17 protein-coding genes, 1 tRNA gene and 1 pseudogene are annotated in these 17,456 nt (G+C 52.7%); 5 read left to right on the forward strand and 14 right to left on the reverse strand.

Annotated elements, in window-relative coordinates; genetic code table 11:
- The 5 genes and pseudogenes from EDI29_RS10950 to EDI29_RS10970 form a co-directional block, all read right to left on the reverse strand.
- Window positions 1-682 (reverse strand): annotated as a pseudogene (locus EDI29_RS10950) (tyrosine-type recombinase/integrase); the annotation flags it as partial.
- A gap of 197 nt (window positions 683-879) precedes the next feature.
- A tRNA-Gly gene (locus EDI29_RS10955) sits at window positions 880-953 on the reverse strand.
- 81 nt (window positions 954-1,034) lie between these two features.
- Entirely contained in the window at window positions 1,035-1,718 is a 684-nt protein-coding gene (locus EDI29_RS10960; protein WP_137740948.1) for a LysE family translocator, read from the reverse strand.
- Window positions 1,719-1,780: 62 nt separating this feature from the next.
- Window positions 1,781-2,536, reverse strand: a complete 756-nt coding sequence (locus tag EDI29_RS10965; protein ID WP_137740949.1) for an AraC family transcriptional regulator — start codon at window positions 2,534-2,536, stop codon at window positions 1,781-1,783.
- 119 nt (window positions 2,537-2,655) lie between these two features.
- On the reverse strand, window positions 2,656-3,051 hold the full coding sequence (locus EDI29_RS10970) for a winged helix-turn-helix transcriptional regulator (RefSeq protein ID WP_137740950.1): 396 nt from the start codon (window positions 3,049-3,051) through the stop codon (window positions 2,656-2,658).
- Between the two features lie 227 nt (window positions 3,052-3,278).
- Between EDI29_RS10970 and EDI29_RS10975 the strand changes: the two genes are divergently transcribed.
- Both EDI29_RS10975 and EDI29_RS10980 read left to right on the forward strand, forming a co-directional pair.
- Window positions 3,279-3,650, forward strand: coding sequence for a nuclear transport factor 2 family protein (locus tag EDI29_RS10975; RefSeq protein WP_137740951.1), 372 nt, complete (start codon window positions 3,279-3,281; stop codon window positions 3,648-3,650).
- A 22-nt stretch (window positions 3,651-3,672) separates the two neighbouring features.
- Window positions 3,673-4,680, forward strand: coding sequence for a zinc-dependent alcohol dehydrogenase family protein (locus EDI29_RS10980; protein WP_137740952.1), 1,008 nt, complete (start codon window positions 3,673-3,675; stop codon window positions 4,678-4,680).
- A gap of 156 nt (window positions 4,681-4,836) precedes the next feature.
- On the opposite strand, the gene lysS is transcribed toward EDI29_RS10980, so the two are convergent.
- The 5 genes from lysS to xerD all read right to left on the reverse strand — a co-directional run bounded on the left by lysS (window position 4,837) and on the right by xerD (window position 11,079).
- Window positions 4,837-6,354 (reverse strand): lysine--tRNA ligase, encoded by a 1,518-nt coding sequence (gene lysS, locus EDI29_RS10985; protein WP_137740953.1) that lies wholly within the window; start codon window positions 6,352-6,354, stop codon window positions 4,837-4,839.
- An 8-nt stretch (window positions 6,355-6,362) separates the two neighbouring features.
- Window positions 6,363-7,461, reverse strand: a protein-coding gene (gene prfB / locus EDI29_RS10990) for a peptide chain release factor 2 (RefSeq protein ID WP_107167844.1) whose coding sequence is annotated in 2 segments (ribosomal slippage) — window positions 6,363-7,385 and window positions 7,387-7,461 — 1,098 coding nt in all. Because the reading frame shifts where the segments join, the coding sequence is not laid out codon by codon here.
- Window positions 7,462-7,567: 106 nt separating this feature from the next.
- Window positions 7,568-9,331 (reverse strand): single-stranded-DNA-specific exonuclease RecJ, encoded by a 1,764-nt coding sequence (gene recJ, locus EDI29_RS10995; protein ID WP_193555659.1) that lies wholly within the window; start codon window positions 9,329-9,331, stop codon window positions 7,568-7,570.
- A gap of 6 nt (window positions 9,332-9,337) precedes the next feature.
- Entirely contained in the window at window positions 9,338-10,054 is a 717-nt protein-coding gene (gene dsbC / locus EDI29_RS11000; protein ID WP_137740955.1) for a bifunctional protein-disulfide isomerase/oxidoreductase DsbC, read from the reverse strand.
- A 125-nt stretch (window positions 10,055-10,179) separates the two neighbouring features.
- Entirely contained in the window at window positions 10,180-11,079 is a 900-nt protein-coding gene (gene xerD / locus EDI29_RS11005) for a site-specific tyrosine recombinase XerD (RefSeq protein WP_137740956.1), read from the reverse strand.
- A 311-nt stretch (window positions 11,080-11,390) separates the two neighbouring features.
- Here xerD and EDI29_RS11010 point away from each other — a divergent pair, with 311 nt between their 5' ends.
- Together EDI29_RS11010 and fldB are read left to right on the forward strand one after the other, a co-directional pair.
- Entirely contained in the window at window positions 11,391-12,716 is a 1,326-nt protein-coding gene (locus tag EDI29_RS11010) for an MFS transporter (protein WP_137740957.1), read from the forward strand.
- 161 nt (window positions 12,717-12,877) lie between these two features.
- Window positions 12,878-13,396, forward strand: a complete 519-nt coding sequence (gene fldB / locus EDI29_RS11015; RefSeq protein WP_137740958.1) for a flavodoxin FldB — start codon at window positions 12,878-12,880, stop codon at window positions 13,394-13,396.
- A 176-nt stretch (window positions 13,397-13,572) separates the two neighbouring features.
- Here the strand turns inward: fldB and rlmF are convergent, their stop codons facing one another.
- From rlmF to sdhE, 3 genes are all read right to left on the reverse strand, one after another.
- Window positions 13,573-14,508 (reverse strand): 23S rRNA (adenine(1618)-N(6))-methyltransferase RlmF, encoded by a 936-nt coding sequence (rlmF, locus tag EDI29_RS11020; protein WP_137740959.1) that lies wholly within the window; start codon window positions 14,506-14,508, stop codon window positions 13,573-13,575.
- A 242-nt stretch (window positions 14,509-14,750) separates the two neighbouring features.
- Window positions 14,751-15,164 (reverse strand): protein YgfX, encoded by a 414-nt coding sequence (locus EDI29_RS11025; RefSeq protein ID WP_137740960.1) that lies wholly within the window; start codon window positions 15,162-15,164, stop codon window positions 14,751-14,753.
- Window positions 15,145-15,411, reverse strand: coding sequence for an FAD assembly factor SdhE (sdhE, locus tag EDI29_RS11030; protein ID WP_107167852.1), 267 nt, complete (start codon window positions 15,409-15,411; stop codon window positions 15,145-15,147). Before sdhE ends, EDI29_RS11025 begins: the two co-directional genes overlap by 20 nt.
- 227 nt (window positions 15,412-15,638) lie before the next feature.
- Between sdhE and ygfZ the strand changes: the two genes are divergently transcribed.
- Entirely contained in the window at window positions 15,639-16,628 is a 990-nt protein-coding gene (gene ygfZ / locus EDI29_RS11035; protein WP_137740961.1) for a tRNA-modifying protein YgfZ, read from the forward strand.
- 54 nt (window positions 16,629-16,682) lie between these two features.
- On the opposite strand, the gene trhA is transcribed toward ygfZ, so the two are convergent.
- Window positions 16,683-17,330 carry a PAQR family membrane homeostasis protein TrhA gene (gene trhA, locus EDI29_RS11040; protein ID WP_137740962.1) on the reverse strand — a complete coding sequence of 216 codons (648 nt, stop codon included), beginning with the start codon at window positions 17,328-17,330 and terminating at the stop codon, window positions 16,683-16,685.
- Window positions 17,331-17,456 lie beyond the last annotated feature (126 nt).

Consider the following 17,456-nt stretch of genomic DNA (forward strand, 5'->3'; position numbering starts at 1 on the left):
ACAATTAAACTGCCACTGTAGGTATTCAGCGTTTGAAAGAACTCAGGTAACTCTGGTGCCGTTAAAAAAGCATAGTGTTCTTTTTTATGAGCAACGAATGCACTCACCAGATCCGGCGCGGGGTTATATTCTGCTCTGCCCGTTATAATCGCGTACTTCCACACTTCGCCACATCGCTGCCGCACCTTACGCATTTTCTCGGTAGCACCACGATCATTTAACTTGGACAGTACCGCCAGGAGTTCCATAGGCTTTATTTCCGCAATCGGGCGATGCCCGATAAACGGGAAAACATCTTTCTCAAAGGTACTCATCATTTCTTCGCTGTATGACGCTGACCAGCGATCCAAGCGTTTCTCGTACCATTCACGCGCTATCGACTCAAACGTGCTTTCATTTCGTCCCTGTTTCGCCAGCTTCTGCTCTTTGCGTAAATCACTGGGGTTTATCCCTGCGGCAACCAGCTTTTTGGCTTCGTCTCGTTTTTGTCGCGCCTCATTCAACGTGATCGTAGGGTATGTCCCGAAAGACAGCATTTAGCCTTGCCATCAAAGCGGTAGCGAAAACGCCACCCTTTAGATCCATTCGGCTCGATCAGCAGCGAAAGTCCATAGCCATCATTCTTGGTATAGGGCTTTTCCTGTGGCTTGGCGCGGCGTATCTCAAGGTCTGTAAGCGGCATGTGTATAGTTTCCGGTATGTATAGCTACCTAATGTGTATAGAAATGGGTATGTATAACACCTCCTATTCACATTACTATACACATTTAACACATGATTTGGGTAGATACCAGTTGACACACAGAGGCCAACAAAAGCGTAATTACGTTGATTTTACTGGTTTTTATTGATTTCAGGAGACATGCAGAGAAGTGTTTTTGGAGCGAGTGAAGGGAATCGAACCCTCGTATGCAGCTTGGGAAGCTGCCGTTCTACCATTGAACTACACTCGCACAGAGAGGCGAGTGGCATTATAGCGCTATGCCGTTGCCGAGCAAGTAAAAAACCCGGCAAAGTGCTGTTGTTTTGACCGGTCATACAGCCGTGGCTAGCGGTAGGAACAACGTCTCATAACCATTGGAAATGACGTGCCAGGCAAAGTAGGCAAATAGCAACGCAGAGATCAGACTGCAATAGAATGAAATACGTTCTTTTAGCAGGCGCTGACCATATTTCACCAACGCTGCGAGGAAAAACGTCCACAGTACGCCTCCGGCGAAAAAGCCCAGCAGAAACAGGCCTATCATGAAAGCAGAACCATCGGTAGACTGCGCGATAATGGTGCCGCCAATCGCCGCAAACCACAGTAACGCGGTTGGTGATGCCAATGCCATGCCGACACCACTGAAAAATTCAGTGTACCGGGCTGGTGGCGCAGTGGAGTCCATAGCATTCTCTGTCGTAGATAAATCGGCGAAACGCTTAATCTGATAGTCACGCCATGCCGCACGCGCCATGCTGATCGTCATCCAGATCAGAATCAGCCCGCCACCAATCCATAACACCCAGCGTACCGGCGTAAGGTTAAATACCACCGCCAGCCCCAGCACCGACAACGTGGCATAAAACAGATCGCCGAAACAGGAACCCAGTCCGATATAAAACGCAGAACGCGCCCCGTGCCGCAACCCACGGTTAATAATCGCGGTGTTGACCATTCCCAGATCGAGACACAGTGACAGGGAAAGCAGCATCCCCGTGAAGACAACTAACAGCATGATATTCCCTTAGAGCGTTAAGCAATAAGGCGAGTGTAGAACCCAAGGGAAAAGCTGTATTGTCAAAAATTGATACGGCGGAACTGTCCCGGGGTCATGGCGTTATAGCGATTGAAAGCTTTAGTGAAATGCGCCTGATCGGCAAACCCGACATCGCCTGCGACCTGACTGATCGCTGTCCCCTGTCGCAGCAGTTCTCGTGCTTTGCACATACGTCGCTGCATTAGCCACGCCAGTGGTGGCAGCCCGACCGCCTGATTAAACGAACGTATCAGATGTGCAACCGACAGATTTTCCTGCTGCGCGAGCCGATCGAGCGTGGGGATATCGCTGAGATCGTTCAGCAGCCCCTCTTTGATCCGCGTGATCCGCTCAGCCTCTTTGACTTGGCTTTGGGGCGGCATTCGATGCTGATTTTCCATCAACCCCGCCAGCAGCAGGATAATACGTTCCTGACGCGTGCTGTCGTCCAAATCAGAGGTGACGAGCTGTTTTAACTCGGACGCCAACTGCGCCGACGGATTCCAGCCCCGTGAGAACAGAAAGGTTTGGTGGAAATAATGTTCGAATGCCCGTGGGTGAACGTACAAAGATGCGCACTGCCAGCGGTCGGAGACATTGTCGCTGCCCTGTAGCTGATTGGGATTGTAGGTCGTCACCATATCGTTGGTAGCAATAAAGGTCTCCCCATCCAGCCAGACCGTTTCCAACCCACTGAGATTGGCGCTGATGACGAACTCGTCGTGCGTATGGCGTGGAAAACTGCGGCCGTTGGTTAACAGCGCCAGTTCAAACCAGGCATCGCGGTAAGTCATCATAGTCGTGTTCCGGCAGTGAATGAATACCTGAAAATAGCATCTTCCCGCATTGGGCAACAATCACAGAATGACGAGGGAAAATCAGAAGCCAATAAGCTCATAGACTGTTTGAAAAGCGTCTACGCGGCCCCCTTCTCCCGTCTGGAATCCATGATTTTTGAAATGTTAAGTTCGATCCAGTCGGCGAGTGTCGCAATCTGGTCGGAAACCTCGCGCCCCAGCGGGGTCAAACTGTATTCCACATAAGGTGGAACTACCGGATGAGAGAAACGTAAAATAAATCCATCTTCTTCCAGACGCTTCAGCGTTTGAGCCAGCATCTTCTCACTGACGCCAGTAACCTTACGACGCAGTTCTCCGAAACGCAGTGTCCCTTCACGCAGGCTGATCAAACACAACACACCCCAGAGGCTGCTGACATGCTTGAGCACCTCCCTTGATGGACAATCCACCGTAAACAACTCCCCCTGTCTGACCTTATCAGTCAGAGCCCTACCCTGCGCTTCTAACGACATTATCACTCCTGATGTACATTCAATTGCCATGACACTAACTTTTTGGTGCGTACTGTCAAAAATAAAGTGTAGCCGCTACCATTCAATTTTTGAAGTTAAACAAGGTTGATTGGAGACTTTCTGCTTTGTGAAAACGCGGTAACCGACGTCGATATCGTCACAGAGCAGCCAACATTCCACATCCTTCGATAACTATCGATAAGCCATTTTTTATAAAAGGAGCGTCCATGAGTAATAAAGAGATCGTCATCGAATATCTGAATATCGTGTTCAATCAACGCAGTCTGGTCAAAGCAGAGATGTACTGGGCTGGCGACATGATCCAGCACAACCCCAGCATGCCCAACGGCCTGAACGTACTACGTGATTTTATCAGCAGCCCCAATCCAAGCCCCACCTACGAGGCTGGTGTTGCTATGGAAAACGGCGATTTGGTGATGGTTCATGGCCGCTATAGTAACTGGTTTGGAAAAACGATGATTGCCGTAGACATCTTCCGTCTGAATAACGGCAAGATCGTGGAACACTGGGATGTGATGCAGGAAGAAGTGACCGTGGATAAATCGGCAAACGGCAACGCCATGTTCCCAGTAAAATAGCACCCATATTGGAGATCATTTAATGAAAGCGATTCAACTACGAGCCCCCGGTGGGCTTGACCGCCTTGAGGTTGTCGATTTACCCGATCCTGGCGCACCGGGGGCAGGACAGATTCGCGTCCGTATCCATGCCAGCTCGCTGAACTACCATGACCTCGGCGTGGTGAGCGGCCATATGCCTTCAGCTGACCGCCGAATTCCAATGGCGGATGGCGCAGGCGTCGTCAAAGCCGTCGGTGCTGGCATCAGTGATTTCGCCATCGGCGATCGTGTCGTCTCAACCTTCTTTCCCACCTGGCTGAATGGCGATCCAGTGAATGGGGACTTTTCGACGGTTCCCGGAGATGGTGTTGACGGCTATGCCCGCGAGTGGGTGGTCGCCGAAGCAACAGCATTTACCCACGCGCCACAGGGTTGGAGCCATGCGGAAGCCGCTACATTGACGACAGCAGGTCTAACGGTCTGGCGTGCATTGGTCGTTAATGGCGGCATAAAGGCTGGTGATACCGTGCTGGTGCAAGGAACTGGCGGCGTCTCTGTCTTCGCGCTACAGGTCGCCAAGGCTCTGGGAGCGACGGTCATTGCAACCTCGTCTTCGGACGAGAAGCTTGAACGCGCACGCCAGCTTGGTGCCGATCATCTGATCAATTACCGACGTGAACCCGAGTGGGCCACACCGGTACTGGAGATCACCAACGGACGTGGAGTCGATCATGTGATTGAAGTCGGCGGTGCCGGTACGCTCGCACAATCGATCAAAGCGGCACGCGTGGCGGGCCACATTGCGCTCATCGGCGTCCTTACCGGCGCGGCAGGCCCCGTGCCAACCGCAGGTTTAACAGTGCGACAGCAGCGCTTACAGGGGCTGATCGTCGGCAGCCGCCAACATCAACAGGATCTTGTTCGTGCACTCAACGTCCTGCCCATCCGACCCGTCATCGACAAATCCTTCCCGCTTGCCGATCTCGCCGAGGCCTTCCGTTTACAGCAGGCTGGCGGGCATTTTGGCAAAATTTGTCTCGAATACTGAATCAAATCCTGAGCAAAAAAATGATGAACTCTTTACATGAGAAGCCGCGTGTAAAGGCGGGACTGGCAGCGTAATGAGAGGCTTGAGACGCGGTAAACATAAAAAAACCGGTGCAGTAGCACCGGTTTAAAAGGCTCAGATTCAGCTACAGCAGACTTACTTCTGCGGACGCATCGCCGGGAACAGAATAACGTCGCGGATAGTGTGGCTGTTAGTGAACAACATCACCATACGGTCGATACCAATACCCAGACCCGCTGTCGGCGGCAAACCGTGTTCCAGCGCCGTCACGTAGTCTTCGTCGTAGAACATCGCTTCGTCATCACCGGCATCTTTCGCGTTGACCTGCTGCGCAAAACGCTCAGCCTGATCTTCGGCATCATTCAGCTCGGAGAAGCCGTTACCAATTTCACGACCGCCGATGAAGAACTCAAAGCGATCGGTGATTTCCGGGTTCTGATCGTTACGACGCGCCAGCGGTGACACTTCAGCCGGATATTCGGTGATGAAGGTCGGCTGGATCAGGCTGCTTTCTGCTGTTTCTTCGAAGATCTCGGTAACGATACGGCCCAGACCCCAGCTTTTCTCGATCTTGATGCCCAGAGACTGGGCGATCGCGGTCGCTTTTTCCAGATCGTCCAGATCGGCAACGTTGGTTTCAGGACGGTATTTGCAGATCGCTTCGCGCATCGTCAACTTCTCGAACGGCTTACCGAAGTCGAATGTCTGGTCGCCGTATTCCACCGTCGTCGAGCCCAGCACGTCCTGCGTCAGCGTGCGGAACAGGTTTTCCGTCAACACAATCAGGTCTTTATAATCGGCATACGCCATATAAAGTTCCATCATGGTGAATTCAGGGTTGTGACGCGGAGAAACGCCTTCATTACGGAAGTTACGGTTGATCTCGAACACGCGCTCAAAACCACCGACAACCAGACGCTTCAGGTACAACTCCGGCGCGATACGCAGGTACATGTCGATGTCCAGCGCGTTGTGGTGGGTGATGAACGGACGGGCAGACGCGCCGCCGGGGATCACCTGCATCATCGGCGTTTCGACTTCCATAAAGCCGTTATCCACCATGAAGCGGCGGATAGCTGCCATCACGTTGGAGCGGATGCGGAAGGTGTTGCGAGATTCGTCGTTGGCAATCAGATCCAGATAGCGTTGACGATAGCGGGTTTCCTGATCGGCCAGGCCGTGGAATTTATCCGGCAGCGGACGCAGCGCTTTGGTCAGCAGACGCAGTTCGGTACAGTGGATAGACAGCTCGCCCGTTTTGGTTTTGAACAGCTTGCCGCGCGCGCCCAGGATATCGCCCAGATCCCACTTCTTGAACTGCTCGTTATAGATGCCTTCCGCCAGATCGTCGCGGGCAACATACAGTTGGATACGGCCACCGACGTCCTGCAAGGTCACGAAAGAGGCTTTACCCATGATGCGACGCGTCATCATACGGCCTGCAACGGTCACTTCGATGCCCAGTGCTTCCAGCTCTTCGTTCTCTTTGGCATCGAACTCAGCGTGCAGACGATCGGAGGTGCTGTCACGGCGGAAATCATTCGGGAAGGCGATCCCGTTTTCACGCAGCGTCATCAGCTTTTCACGACGCGTTTTTAATTCATTATTCAGATCTTGCGCCTGATCGGCACCCTGTGATTGTGATTCAGCCATGTGAATTCTTATAACCCCGCTTTTAAACTTGCTTCAATAAATTTGTCCAGATCGCCATCCAGCACGGCCTGAGTGTTACGTGTTTCCACTCCGGTACGTAAGTCTTTGATGCGCGAATCATCCAGAACATAGGAACGAATCTGGCTGCCCCAGCCGATATCAGATTTGTTATCTTCCATCGCCTGTTTCTCAGCATTTTTCTTTTGCATCTCAAACTCGTACAGCTTGGCTTTCAGCTGTTTCATCGCCTGATCTTTGTTTTTATGCTGGGAACGGTCATTCTGACACTGCGTAACAATGTTGGTCGGAATGTGGGTAATACGTACCGCAGATTCTGTCCGGTTAACATGCTGACCACCCGCACCGGATGCGCGGTACACGTCAATACGCAGGTCAGCCGGATTGATTTCGATATCAATATCGTCATCCACTTCCGGGTAGACAAACGCTGAGCTGAATGAGGTGTGGCGACGACCGCCGGAATCGAATGGACTCTTACGAACCAGACGGTGTACACCGGTTTCGGTACGCAGCCAGCCAAACGCGTAGTCACCGATGATCTTAATAGTGGCGGACTTCGTCCCCGCCACGTCACCGTCTGACTCTTCAATAATTTCGGTTTTAAATCCTTTGGCTTCCGCCCAACGCAGGTACATACGCACCAGCATGCTGGCCCAATCCTGCGCTTCCGTACCGCCAGAACCCGCCTGAATATCCAGATAGCAGTCTGCGCTGTCGTACTGGCCGGAGAACATGCGACGGAATTCGAGCTGGCCTAATTTATTTTCCAGCGCGTCCAGTTCTAGCGAGGTTTCATTAAACGTGTCTTCATCGTCTTCTTCCACCGCGAGCTCAAGCAGACCAGCCACATCTTCCAGCCCCTGGTTCAGTTGATCGATGGTGTCCACGATCGCTTCCAGCGAGGAACGTTCTTTCCCCAGTGCCTGAGCGCGTTCAGGCTCATTCCAGACATCTGGCTGTTCCAGTTCGGCGTTGACTTCTTCTAGGCGTTCTTTCTTGGCATCATAGTCAAAGATACCCCCGAAGAACGGCGCTACGTTCAGACAGATCCTGAATGCGGTTTTTTACCGGATTAATTTCAAACATGATTTTTTGTATTCTTACGTTAAGTCGTTGACAACGGAATGATGTAACCCGCCATTCTAGCGGATAAAACGCCCAGTTTATAGACTTTCTGCCCGCCGTATGTGGTTCACGCGCGCGGCCACAAATGTTGAATCAACAGTTGCACCGAGCGTTTACCGCGAAATTCGTTAATATCCAGCCGATACACCATCTCTACTTCTTTAATGCTTGGATCGGGCCAGATGGTGGGATCAATATTAAACGCGATACCATCTAACAGCGGCACGGTTCCTGTTGCACCGATCGGTTCAAACATCGCTTTCAAATGGCGTTCTTTGAGCAAGCGGGGTTGCAGAATACGGAAGCAGCCATCAAACGTCGGTTCAGGGAATGCCTGTCCCCACGGCCCCGCATAACGCAGCATTTCCGCCGTTGATAGCAAATCCAATTCCGGCAGCACTAGCTCGCCATCAGACCAGACGACCCCTTCAAGCTGAGAGGGTTCGAGCCACTCCCCCACCAATTCGCCAAAGCGCTGACGGAAATCCTCGAACTGCGTTTCATGCAGCGATAATCCTGCCGCCATCGCGTGTCCGCCGAATTTATCCATCATGCCGGGGTACAGCGTATCCAATCGTTCCAGCGCATCACGCAGATGCAAACCGGCAATGGAACGTCCCGATCCTTTCAACATGCCGTTGCCTGCGGGTGCAAAGGCAATCACCGGGCGATGGAAACGCTCTTTAATACGCGAAGCCAGAATACCCACAACGCCCTGATGCCACTCAGGGTGATACATCGCCAAACCGTAAGGTAATTCGGTACGGGTACGTTCCAGGGATTCGCACAGGCGCAAGGCTTCGACCTGCATTCCCTGTTCGATTTCGCGCCGATCCTGATTCAACGCATCTAAATCGTTAGCCAACATGCGCGCCTGAGTAATATCGTTACTCAATAGCAGTTCGACCCCGACCGTCATATCATCCAGCCGTCCGGCGGCATTGAGGCGCGGCCCGATGGCAAAGCCTAAATCGCTGGCGACCAACTGGCTGGCATCGCGGTTAGCCACTTCCAGCAACGCTCGAATACCCGGACGACACTCGCCAGCACGAATACGATTCAGCCCCTGAGCCACCAGAATCCGGTTGTTGGCATCCAGCGGTACCACGTCCGCCACAGTGCCCAGCGCCACCAGATCCAGTAATTCAGTGAGATTCGGCTTCGCCAGCCCCTGTTGCGTAAACAAGGGTTGCGTAAACCAGTCGCTGTCACGCAGGCGTACAAACAGCGCCATCATCAGATAGAACGCCACACCCACGCCAGCCAGCGCTTTGGAAGGGAATGCACAATCTGGCAGATTAGGGTTAATCATCGCATCGGCATCAGGCAGGGTTTCGCCTGGCAGATGGTGATCGGTCACCAGCACCGAAATACCGCGCCGATGTGCATCCTCGACCCCTGCATGGGAAGAGATTCCGTTATCAACAGTAACGATAAGCTCCGCACCCAAGGCGGCGGCTTGCGCCACCACGGCGGGGCTTAGCCCGTAACCATCTTCAAAACGGTTTGGCACCAGATATTTTATGTTCGTGCCGCCCATGCTGCGCAACGCCAGTACGGCAAGCGTGGTGCTGGTGGCACCATCGGCATCAAAGTCACCCACAATCACGATGCAGCGCTTCTCTGCCAGCGCTAATTGCAGCAGGTCGATCGCTTTATCAATGCCGCTGAGTAAACGGTAATTGAGTAAACCACTCAGACTACGTTCCAGCTCCTGAGCACCTTTAACACCGCGCTGCGCATAGAGGCGACGTAGCAAGGGCGGAACGGTATCAGGTAAATCACTATCCTCCACCAGCGGACGCCGGCGGAGTTGGGTAATCATGTTCACGTAGCATCAACCGCCGGTTTTTTTCGAGGCTTTGTGTGCTTCCAGCATTGCCAACATCTCTTTTGGCCCTTGATATCCCGGTACAACCAGGCCGTCTTGCAGCACGATGGCGGGGGTGCCCTGCACGCCAAACTGAATACCCAGTTGGTAATGCGCAGCGATATCAGTTTTGCACGTTGCTGGCGAGATCGCTTCACTCTTCATCGCGTTATCAAACGCTTTATTGCGATCGGCCACGCACCAGATGGACTGCATATCTTTGGCTGCTGGGGATTTCATGCCCTGGCGCGGGAACGCCAGATAGCGCACGGTGATGCCCAACGCGTTGTAATCTTTCATCTGCTCATGCAGTTTGTGGCAGTAGCCGCAGGTGATGTCAGTGAAAACGGTAATCACATGTTTTTCCTGCGCGGCTTTATAAACAATCATCTGCTCCTGTAACGCATCCATCTTGCCGATCAGGATTTGATTGGTGGTGTTGACCGGCATGGTGCCGCTCACGTCATAAAGCGGGCCTTGCAGCAAATGTTTGCCATCTTCGCTGATGTACAGCACGCCGCTCTCGGTAATGACGGTTTTCATACCCGCCATCGGCGAAGGCAAAATTTCCGCCCCCTGCATATCCAGACGCGTCAACGTCTGCTTGATCGCGGCATCGTCAGCGTGGGCAAAGTGGGTCGCCGTCGCCACCAGTAAAGAAAGCAGTAATAACCCTTTTTTCATTTCATCAATCCTGTTTGTGTCGCAACGTCATGGTGAATACGCCGCTCGTAGCAATACGCCAAGGTAGTCGGCGAGAAGCCCCGCCAGTCAGATAACATCCTGTTACTCTGTCTATTTACTCTATATCAGGCGCGCGGATGGTGCTGCTGATGAAGCTGCTTCAACCGCTCCGTCGCCACATGGGTGTAAATCTGCGTCGTGGAAAGATCGCTGTGCCCTAAAAGCATCTGTACGACCCGTAAATCCGCGCCGTGGTTCAATAAATGGGTAGCAAACGCATGGCGCAGAACGTGCGGCGAGAGCTTTTCGCTGTCGATGGACGCCAGTACCGCATAATACTTGATGCGGTGCCAGAACGTCTGGCGCGTCATTTGCCGTGCGCGATTGCTGGGAAACAGGACATCCAGCGTCTGTCCATTCAATAACCACGGGCGACCATGTTCCAGATAATACTCGATCCAATACACCGCTTCTTCACCCAGCGGCACCAGCCGTTCTTTATTGCCTTTCCCCAGCACGCGTACCACACCCTGCCGCAGGCTGACATCGCTCATCGTCAAACCGACCAGCTCGGAAACACGCAGCCCCGTCGCATACAATACCTCAAGCATGGCCTTATCGCGTAATTCCAGCGGTTGTTCAATGCTTGGGGCGTTGAGCAACGCATCAACCTGCGCCTCGCTCAGATCTTTGGGTAAACGCTGTGGCAGTTTTGGCGATGACAGCACTGCACTCGGATCGTCGCTGCGAAGCTTTTCACGATAAAGGTACTGAAAGAAACGGCGCATCGCACTCAGCAAGCGGGCCGAGCTGGTTGCCTTGTAGCCCCCCTCGACTCTGTCAGCGAGAAACGCCTGAAGATCGAGCGACTGTGCCTGTAGCAAACCGTTCTCATGATGTGCAAGCCACTCCGCGAGCGTTCGCAGATCAAGCCGATAAGAGGCCAGCGTATTCTCTGCCAGATTTCTTTCCAGCCACAGCGCATCGAGAAACTGTTCGATAAGCGCCTGATCGTGTTCTTGCATCGCCGTGTCCTTCTTCACTGATTGGCAATATTATGCCGATGAAGCGACGACTTTACATCTTCATCAAGGCGATATTCTCGCGCAGACAGAATTGTGCGCGATCTCACATATTCCGTGAATGCCAACATCACCATAACATTCTCCGGCAAAAATAAGGCCACATAACATTATATTTTATGTATCGACAGTATACTGGAACAGGTGCCTTGAAGCCTTGTTCGTACGGGTATTGACCTTACTTAATCAACGTTGAAAAGCCGATTTTTCTGTGCGTAGAATGGCTGTTCGTGTTGTTAAAATAAAGAAACATTATGCAAGCCACCATCACTCCCACTCTCGATGCCGAAGCGGAAGCGCCACCCGTAAACTCACGCAATAAGGTTATTGTGGCGTCACTCATTGGCACCGCCATCGAATTTTTCGATTTTTATATCTATGCCACCGCTGCGGTGCTGATTTTTCCGCATATTTTCTTCCCGCAAGGCGATCCAACGGCCGCGACGCTACAGTCACTGGCCACCTTTGCGATTGCCTTTGTGGCTCGCCCTATTGGTTCGGCAGTCTTCGGTCACTTCGGCGACCGCGTTGGGCGTAAAGTCACGCTGGTTGCTTCTCTGCTGACCATGGGGATTTCAACCGTTCTGATTGGACTGTTACCGACCTACGAAACCATTGGTATTTTTGCACCGATTCTGCTGGCACTGGCGCGCTTCGGCCAGGGGCTGGGTCTGGGCGGTGAATGGGGCGGTGCGGCACTGCTGGCGACCGAAAATGCCCCGTCCAATAAACGTGCGCTGTATGGGTCGTTCCCCCAGCTTGGCGCACCGATTGGCTTCTTCTTCGCTAACGGCACCTTCCTGCTGTTGTCCTGGCTGCTGACGGAAGAGCAGTTCATGACCTGGGGGTGGCGCGTGCCGTTCGTGGCGTCCGCTGCGCTGGTACTGGTTGGCCTGTATGTTCGTATCTCTCTGCATGAAGCCCCGGTCTTTACCAAAGCGGTCAAAGCCGGTAAGCAGGTGCGCATGCCGCTGGGAACGCTGCTTAGCAAGCATATGAAAGTGACGATTCTTGGCACCTTTATCATGCTGGCGACCTACACGCTGTTCTACATCATGACCGTATATTCCATGACGTATGGCACAGCCCCCGTGCCGAAAGGGCTTGGTTTCTCGCGCAACAGCTTCCTGTTAATGCTGATGATCGCGGTGATCGGCTTTGGCCTGATGGTACCCGTAGCAGGCTATTTGGCAGATGCCTTCGGCCGCCGTAAAACCATGATTGCCATCACCTGCCTCATGATCATCTTCGCCATGCTGTTCCCTTATATGCTCGGTTCAGGTAATCAGGCGCTGGTAATGGGCTTTCTGGTGCTGGGTCTGAGCATCATGGGGCTAACGTTCGGCCCGATGGGTGCGCTGCTGCCGGAACTGTTCCCGACGGAAGTGCGTTACACCGGCGCATCGTTCTCCTATAACGTCTCGTCGATTCTGGGCGCATCGGTCGCACCGTATATCGCGGCGTGGCTGACGGCCAACTACGGTCTGTTCTATGTTGGCGTTTATCTGGCGGCGATGGCGTCACTGACGCTGATTGCACTGCTGCTCACCAAAGAAACGCGTCATCAGTCGCTGGGATAATTTCCCTTCTGTGAGGGCTACGGCCCTCACTGCACCTTTCCTTACGCCTGTTCTCCTTTTAGAATACCGATATCCGGCGGCATCATTCGCCCGTCACGTCCTCTTTGTGACCTAAAGCGAACGCGCTCTTGTTTATAAAAAGTGTTTATAAAGAACTGAATATGAAAATCGGTCTGTTTTACGGCTCAAGCACCTGCTACACCGAAATGGCAGCGGAAAAAATTCGCGACATGTTGGGCGAAGAACTGGTGGATCTGCACAACGTTAAGGATGTCGACCCTCAACGTATGGAAGATTACAGTACGCTGATTCTCGGCATCCCCACCTGGGATTTCGGTGAGATTCAGGAAGACTGGGAGAACATTTGGGGCCAATTAGCGACGCTGAACCTCAAAGGTAAAGTGATAGCGCTTTACGGTATGGGCGATCAGCTTGGCTACAGCGAATGGTTCCTTGATGCGCTGGGCATGCTGCATGACCAACTGCTGCCGTTAGGTGTCACATTTATTGGATATTGGCCAATAGAGGGCTACGACTTCACCAGTCCGAAACCACTGACTGCCGACGGCAAACACTTTGTCGGGCTGGCGCTGGACGAAGTGAATCAATACGATCTCAGCGATGAACGGCTGGAACAGTGGTGCGAACAGATTCTGCAAGAGATGGCATCACTACTGTAAATGGTATGAACCGACAGGAGTAAGCACGATGAAGATGTTACTCATAGCGGTCACAGGATTGTTGCTTGCCGGTTGTGCTCAAACAGGCACAGGGAAATACGCCAGAGAGATGGGGCACTGACAGCAACACGTTCACGGATACCTTTGTGACAGATATCCGTGAACGTTACATCAGCTTAGCGCTTTTGTAACCAGCGGGTTCGCGCAGCGGTATCCAGAAAACTCCACGCCACAAAGCGGCTTTGCTTCTGGCCTTGCGCCATATCTATCGTTCTGACCTTCTCCGCGTCAACCGCTTCCAGCGCACGATAAATCTCCGGCAGGTTCTCTTTGCGCGATACCAGCGACGTAAACCACAGGCACTGACGGGCAAAACCGGCGCTCTCTTTGATCATCTGGCCAATGAAAGCTGACTCGCCGCCCTCACACCACAGCTCATCCTGCTGGCCGCCAAAATTCAGCGGTGAGCGTTTATCCAGTCCCAGATTATGCAATTTACGCTGCGATCCCTGACGGGCATCTTCAGCGGAGGCATGGAACGGCGGATTACACATCACGGCATCAAACGTATCGTTCTTGTGAATAATGCCTGCCAGTATCGCTTTGCTATTTTTCTGACGACGCAGACGAATCGACCGATTCAAACCGGGATTCGCTTCAATCGTTTCATTGGCCGCTTTCATCGCCAGCGGGTTAATCTCGCTGCCGGTAAAACGCCAGCCGTACTCGCGATGCCCAATCAGCGGGTAAACGCAGTTGGCACCGCAACCGACATCCAGTACGGATGCATCACGCGGCACCACCGAGCGGTTATCTTCCGCCAGTAAATCGGCCAGATGGTGGATATAATCAGCACGGCCGGGGATCGGTGGGCACAGAAAACCGTCAGGGATCGTCCAGTGCGCAATCTGATAAAAGTGCTGCAACAATGCCTGATTCAGCGTTTTCACCGCCTCGGGATTGGCAAAATCCACTGACTCATCACCGTAGGCATTCACCTTCACAAACGGGATCAGCGCAGGATAGCTCTGTTTGAGCGCGGGAAAATCATAACGGTCGCGATGGCGATTACGAGGATGCAGACCACTTTTTTGCACTGCGGGCTTAGTCATCAGTTATACCCAATAGGTTGTTATACCCTATAGATTGTAAGGCACGGCCAGACAGTGGCCGAATAAGAACATTTCCCCGAATAGCACGGGGAAAAAGAAAGGAAAGCCGACATTCCCGTGACGGGAACAGCCGATATCCTATCCTCACGAAGCGGCGTAAGATACCTGCTGCGATTATTTCCGTAAATCACCGTGGTGATGTTTCTACACACTGGACGTGATACCCACGCCAAAATGCGCTTTTATCTCGCCCAATGTTTCTGCTGTAAGAGAAGTTGGCGCAAATGGCGCCATTCGTCATCGCCCATGCTGTCTGATGCCAGCCACAGCTGCTGCTTGTCTTTAGCGTTAACCGCCTGCAATGACAGCAACACGCCATTCTTCAGCAGCCACGGTCGCTTAACGATTTGCCACTCCTGCTGCCGCCAGTTCAGGGTCGTTTCGCTGAGCAGAGTAATACACCCTTGCCGCGATTTGATATTCCTTTGGCTACGAATAAAACCAAACATCACCATGGTAACAAGACAGAGCCACAGCCACGCATAGCCGTCCGGCCACGGTGCCAGCAGAATGAGCAACACTAATAGGCCATGCACAACCAATGACAGCAGTTGCATACGCCAGGAAACGCGAAGGTCACATTGCCACTGGGCCACGATCTTTATTTCGCGTCTGAATAAGGGAAATCATGCGTTTCAGCTCTCCGTCTTCCGGCTCACCGTGGTTCATCAACCAATTGAATAAATCAGGGTCGTCGCTTTGTAACAAGCGTACAAACGTGTGCTTATCACTGTCATTAAGTGTGTCATAGTCATGCTCAAAAAACGGCATGATGGCGATATCCAGTTCGCGCATACCACGGCGGCATGCCCAATGAATACGTGATTTATTATCGATTTCCATATTTCATGTCCACCTTGTTATCGCTGCTTGCCGCTAGTGTACTCCGATTCCGGTAGCGGACATCAACTAATAGTAACATTTTGACATAACTTACTGACATGTACTGCGCCAGGTGTACTCATCAGCGTCAGGATGTGCGATGTCATAACGCCGCATGAATAACCACTTGCAAACCCTGAGCGCTCTTTTACCATTAGGCCATCGCCCCTAGCGCAGGATTGTACTATATGGTTAACCAACAACGCCCTTTTGCCTCACAACTCCCATTTGCTTCTGCCCAGCTCGCCGCCACACTCATCTCACTGGATGACTGGGCGCTAGCCACGCTGATCGGGCCGGATACCGTCAAATATCTTCAGGGACAGGTCACCGCGGATGTCAGCGCTCTGGCTGACGATCGGCACATCCTTTGCGCCCACTGCGACGCGAAAGGAAAAATGTGGAGCAACCTGCGTCTGTTCCATCACGGCGAGGGGTTTGCTTTCATTGAACGCCGTAATCTACGCGACGCCCAGCTTAGCGAACTGAAAAAATACGCCGTTTTTTCGAAAACCACCATCGCACCAGACGACAACGCTGTACTGCTGGGCGCGGCAGGAGCGGGTATCCGCGAGCTGCTGGCTTCAGTATTTAACCAACTCCCCGATGCCGAACACCCTGTCGTGCAACTCGAAGGGGTCACCTTACTGCATTTCACTCATCCCGCAGAGCGTTTCTTGCTGGTGCTGTCTCCAGAGCAAAGCGCTGCGCTGCTTGAACAACTCGGCGATAAAGTCAGCCTGAATGACAGCCGCCAATGGCTGACGCTGGATATTGAAGCAGGTCAGCCCATCATTGACAGCGCAAACAGTGCGCAGTTCATCCCGCAAGCGACTAATTTACAGGCATTAAATGGGATTAGCTTCAGCAAAGGGTGCTATACCGGTCAGGAAATGGTCGCTCGGGCAAAATATCGCGGTGCGAACAAGCGCGCACTCTACTGGCTGGCGGGTAAAGCAAGCCAGATGCCGCAGGCGGGGGACGACCTCGAATTGCAGCTCGGTGAGAACTGGCGCCGTACCGGTACAGTGTTGGCTGCCAGCAAATTGCAGAACGGCGATGTTTGGGTTCAGGCGGTATTGAATAACGATCTGAACGCAGAGAACCTTCTGCGCGTACGTGAAGATGCCGAAAGCCAACTCACAGTTCAGCCTCTGCCGTATGAAATAACGGATTAACCCGACGAGTGATACCGCGCATGAGCCAGCTTGGCTCATGCGTTTTATGCAGGCTTAAATATAAAGATAAATCGCCAGAAAGTGGCAGACGCTGCCGCCTAAAACAAACCCGTGCCAAATCGCATGATTGTAGGGAATACGCTTGCTAGCGTAGAAAATCACCCCCAACGTATACACCACGCCGCCCACCGCTAACAGCGTCACACTCCCTGCCGACAGCTTCATCACCATCTGATAAATCACCACCAGCGACAGCCAGCCCATCACCAGATAGGTGATCAACGATAGCACTTCAAAACGATGGGCAAACGCCAGTTTGAAAAGTACGCCCAACAGCGCCATGCTCCAGATGACGACCATCAGGCCATGCGCCAGCGGCGAATCCAGCCCCACCAGCAAAAAAGGCGTGTAGGTTCCGGCAATTAGCAGATAGATGGCGCAGTGGTCGAACTTTTTCAACCACGGTTTAATTCGCTGAGAAGGGATGGCGTGATACAGCGTCGAGGCCAAAAATAGCAGGATAATGCTGCCGCCATAGAGGCTATAGCTGGCGATCGCCACGCTGTCGGCATCGTTGTTGACCGCCTGTACCAGCAGTAAAACCAGTCCCACAATCCCGAAAATCACGCCGACTCCGTGGCTGATGCTGTTCGCAATTTCCTCTGCCAGAGAATACTCCGGCTTGTGTGCACTGTTTGACATCAATAAATTCCGCAGTATTTCGCAAAGAGAGTGTTATGACGTTATCTGCCCCACCTTTCGCGCTTTTGAGCGGAATGGCGCAGGTGTTTAACCTTTGAGCAGATTAACGGAGAATAGTTTCAGTGT

Origin of the sequence: Pectobacterium polonicum (genome assembly GCF_005497185.1) — a bacterium.
Classification (GTDB): domain Bacteria; phylum Pseudomonadota; class Gammaproteobacteria; order Enterobacterales; family Enterobacteriaceae; genus Pectobacterium; species Pectobacterium polonicum.

Coding starts and splice junctions, on each gene's coding strand:
- EDI29_RS10970 (WP_137740950.1), bottom strand. CDS start 3,051: ATGTCGTTAGAAGCGCAGGGTAGGGCTCTGACTGATAAGGTCAGACAG.
- xerD (WP_137740956.1), bottom strand. CDS start 11,079: ATGCAAGAACACGATCAGGCGCTTATCGAACAGTTTCTCGATGCGCTG.
- sdhE (WP_107167852.1), bottom strand. CDS start 15,411: ATGGAAATCGATAATAAATCACGTATTCATTGGGCATGCCGCCGTGGT.
- dsbC (WP_137740955.1), bottom strand. CDS start 10,054: ATGAAAAAAGGGTTATTACTGCTTTCTTTACTGGTGGCGACGGCGACC.
- fldB (WP_137740958.1), top strand. CDS start 12,878: ATGAAAATCGGTCTGTTTTACGGCTCAAGCACCTGCTACACCGAAATG.
- trhA (WP_137740962.1), bottom strand. CDS start 17,330: ATGTCAAACAGTGCACACAAGCCGGAGTATTCTCTGGCAGAGGAAATT.
- EDI29_RS10975 (WP_137740951.1), top strand. CDS start 3,279: ATGAGTAATAAAGAGATCGTCATCGAATATCTGAATATCGTGTTCAAT.
- EDI29_RS10980 (WP_137740952.1), top strand. CDS start 3,673: ATGAAAGCGATTCAACTACGAGCCCCCGGTGGGCTTGACCGCCTTGAG.
- rlmF (WP_137740959.1), bottom strand. CDS start 14,508: ATGACTAAGCCCGCAGTGCAAAAAAGTGGTCTGCATCCTCGTAATCGC.
- lysS (WP_137740953.1), bottom strand. CDS start 6,354: ATGGCTGAATCACAATCACAGGGTGCCGATCAGGCGCAAGATCTGAAT.
- EDI29_RS10960 (WP_137740948.1), bottom strand. CDS start 1,718: ATGCTGTTAGTTGTCTTCACGGGGATGCTGCTTTCCCTGTCACTGTGT.
- EDI29_RS11010 (WP_137740957.1), top strand. CDS start 11,391: ATGCAAGCCACCATCACTCCCACTCTCGATGCCGAAGCGGAAGCGCCA.
- ygfZ (WP_137740961.1), top strand. CDS start 15,639: ATGGTTAACCAACAACGCCCTTTTGCCTCACAACTCCCATTTGCTTCT.
- EDI29_RS10965 (WP_137740949.1), bottom strand. CDS start 2,536: ATGATGACTTACCGCGATGCCTGGTTTGAACTGGCGCTGTTAACCAAC.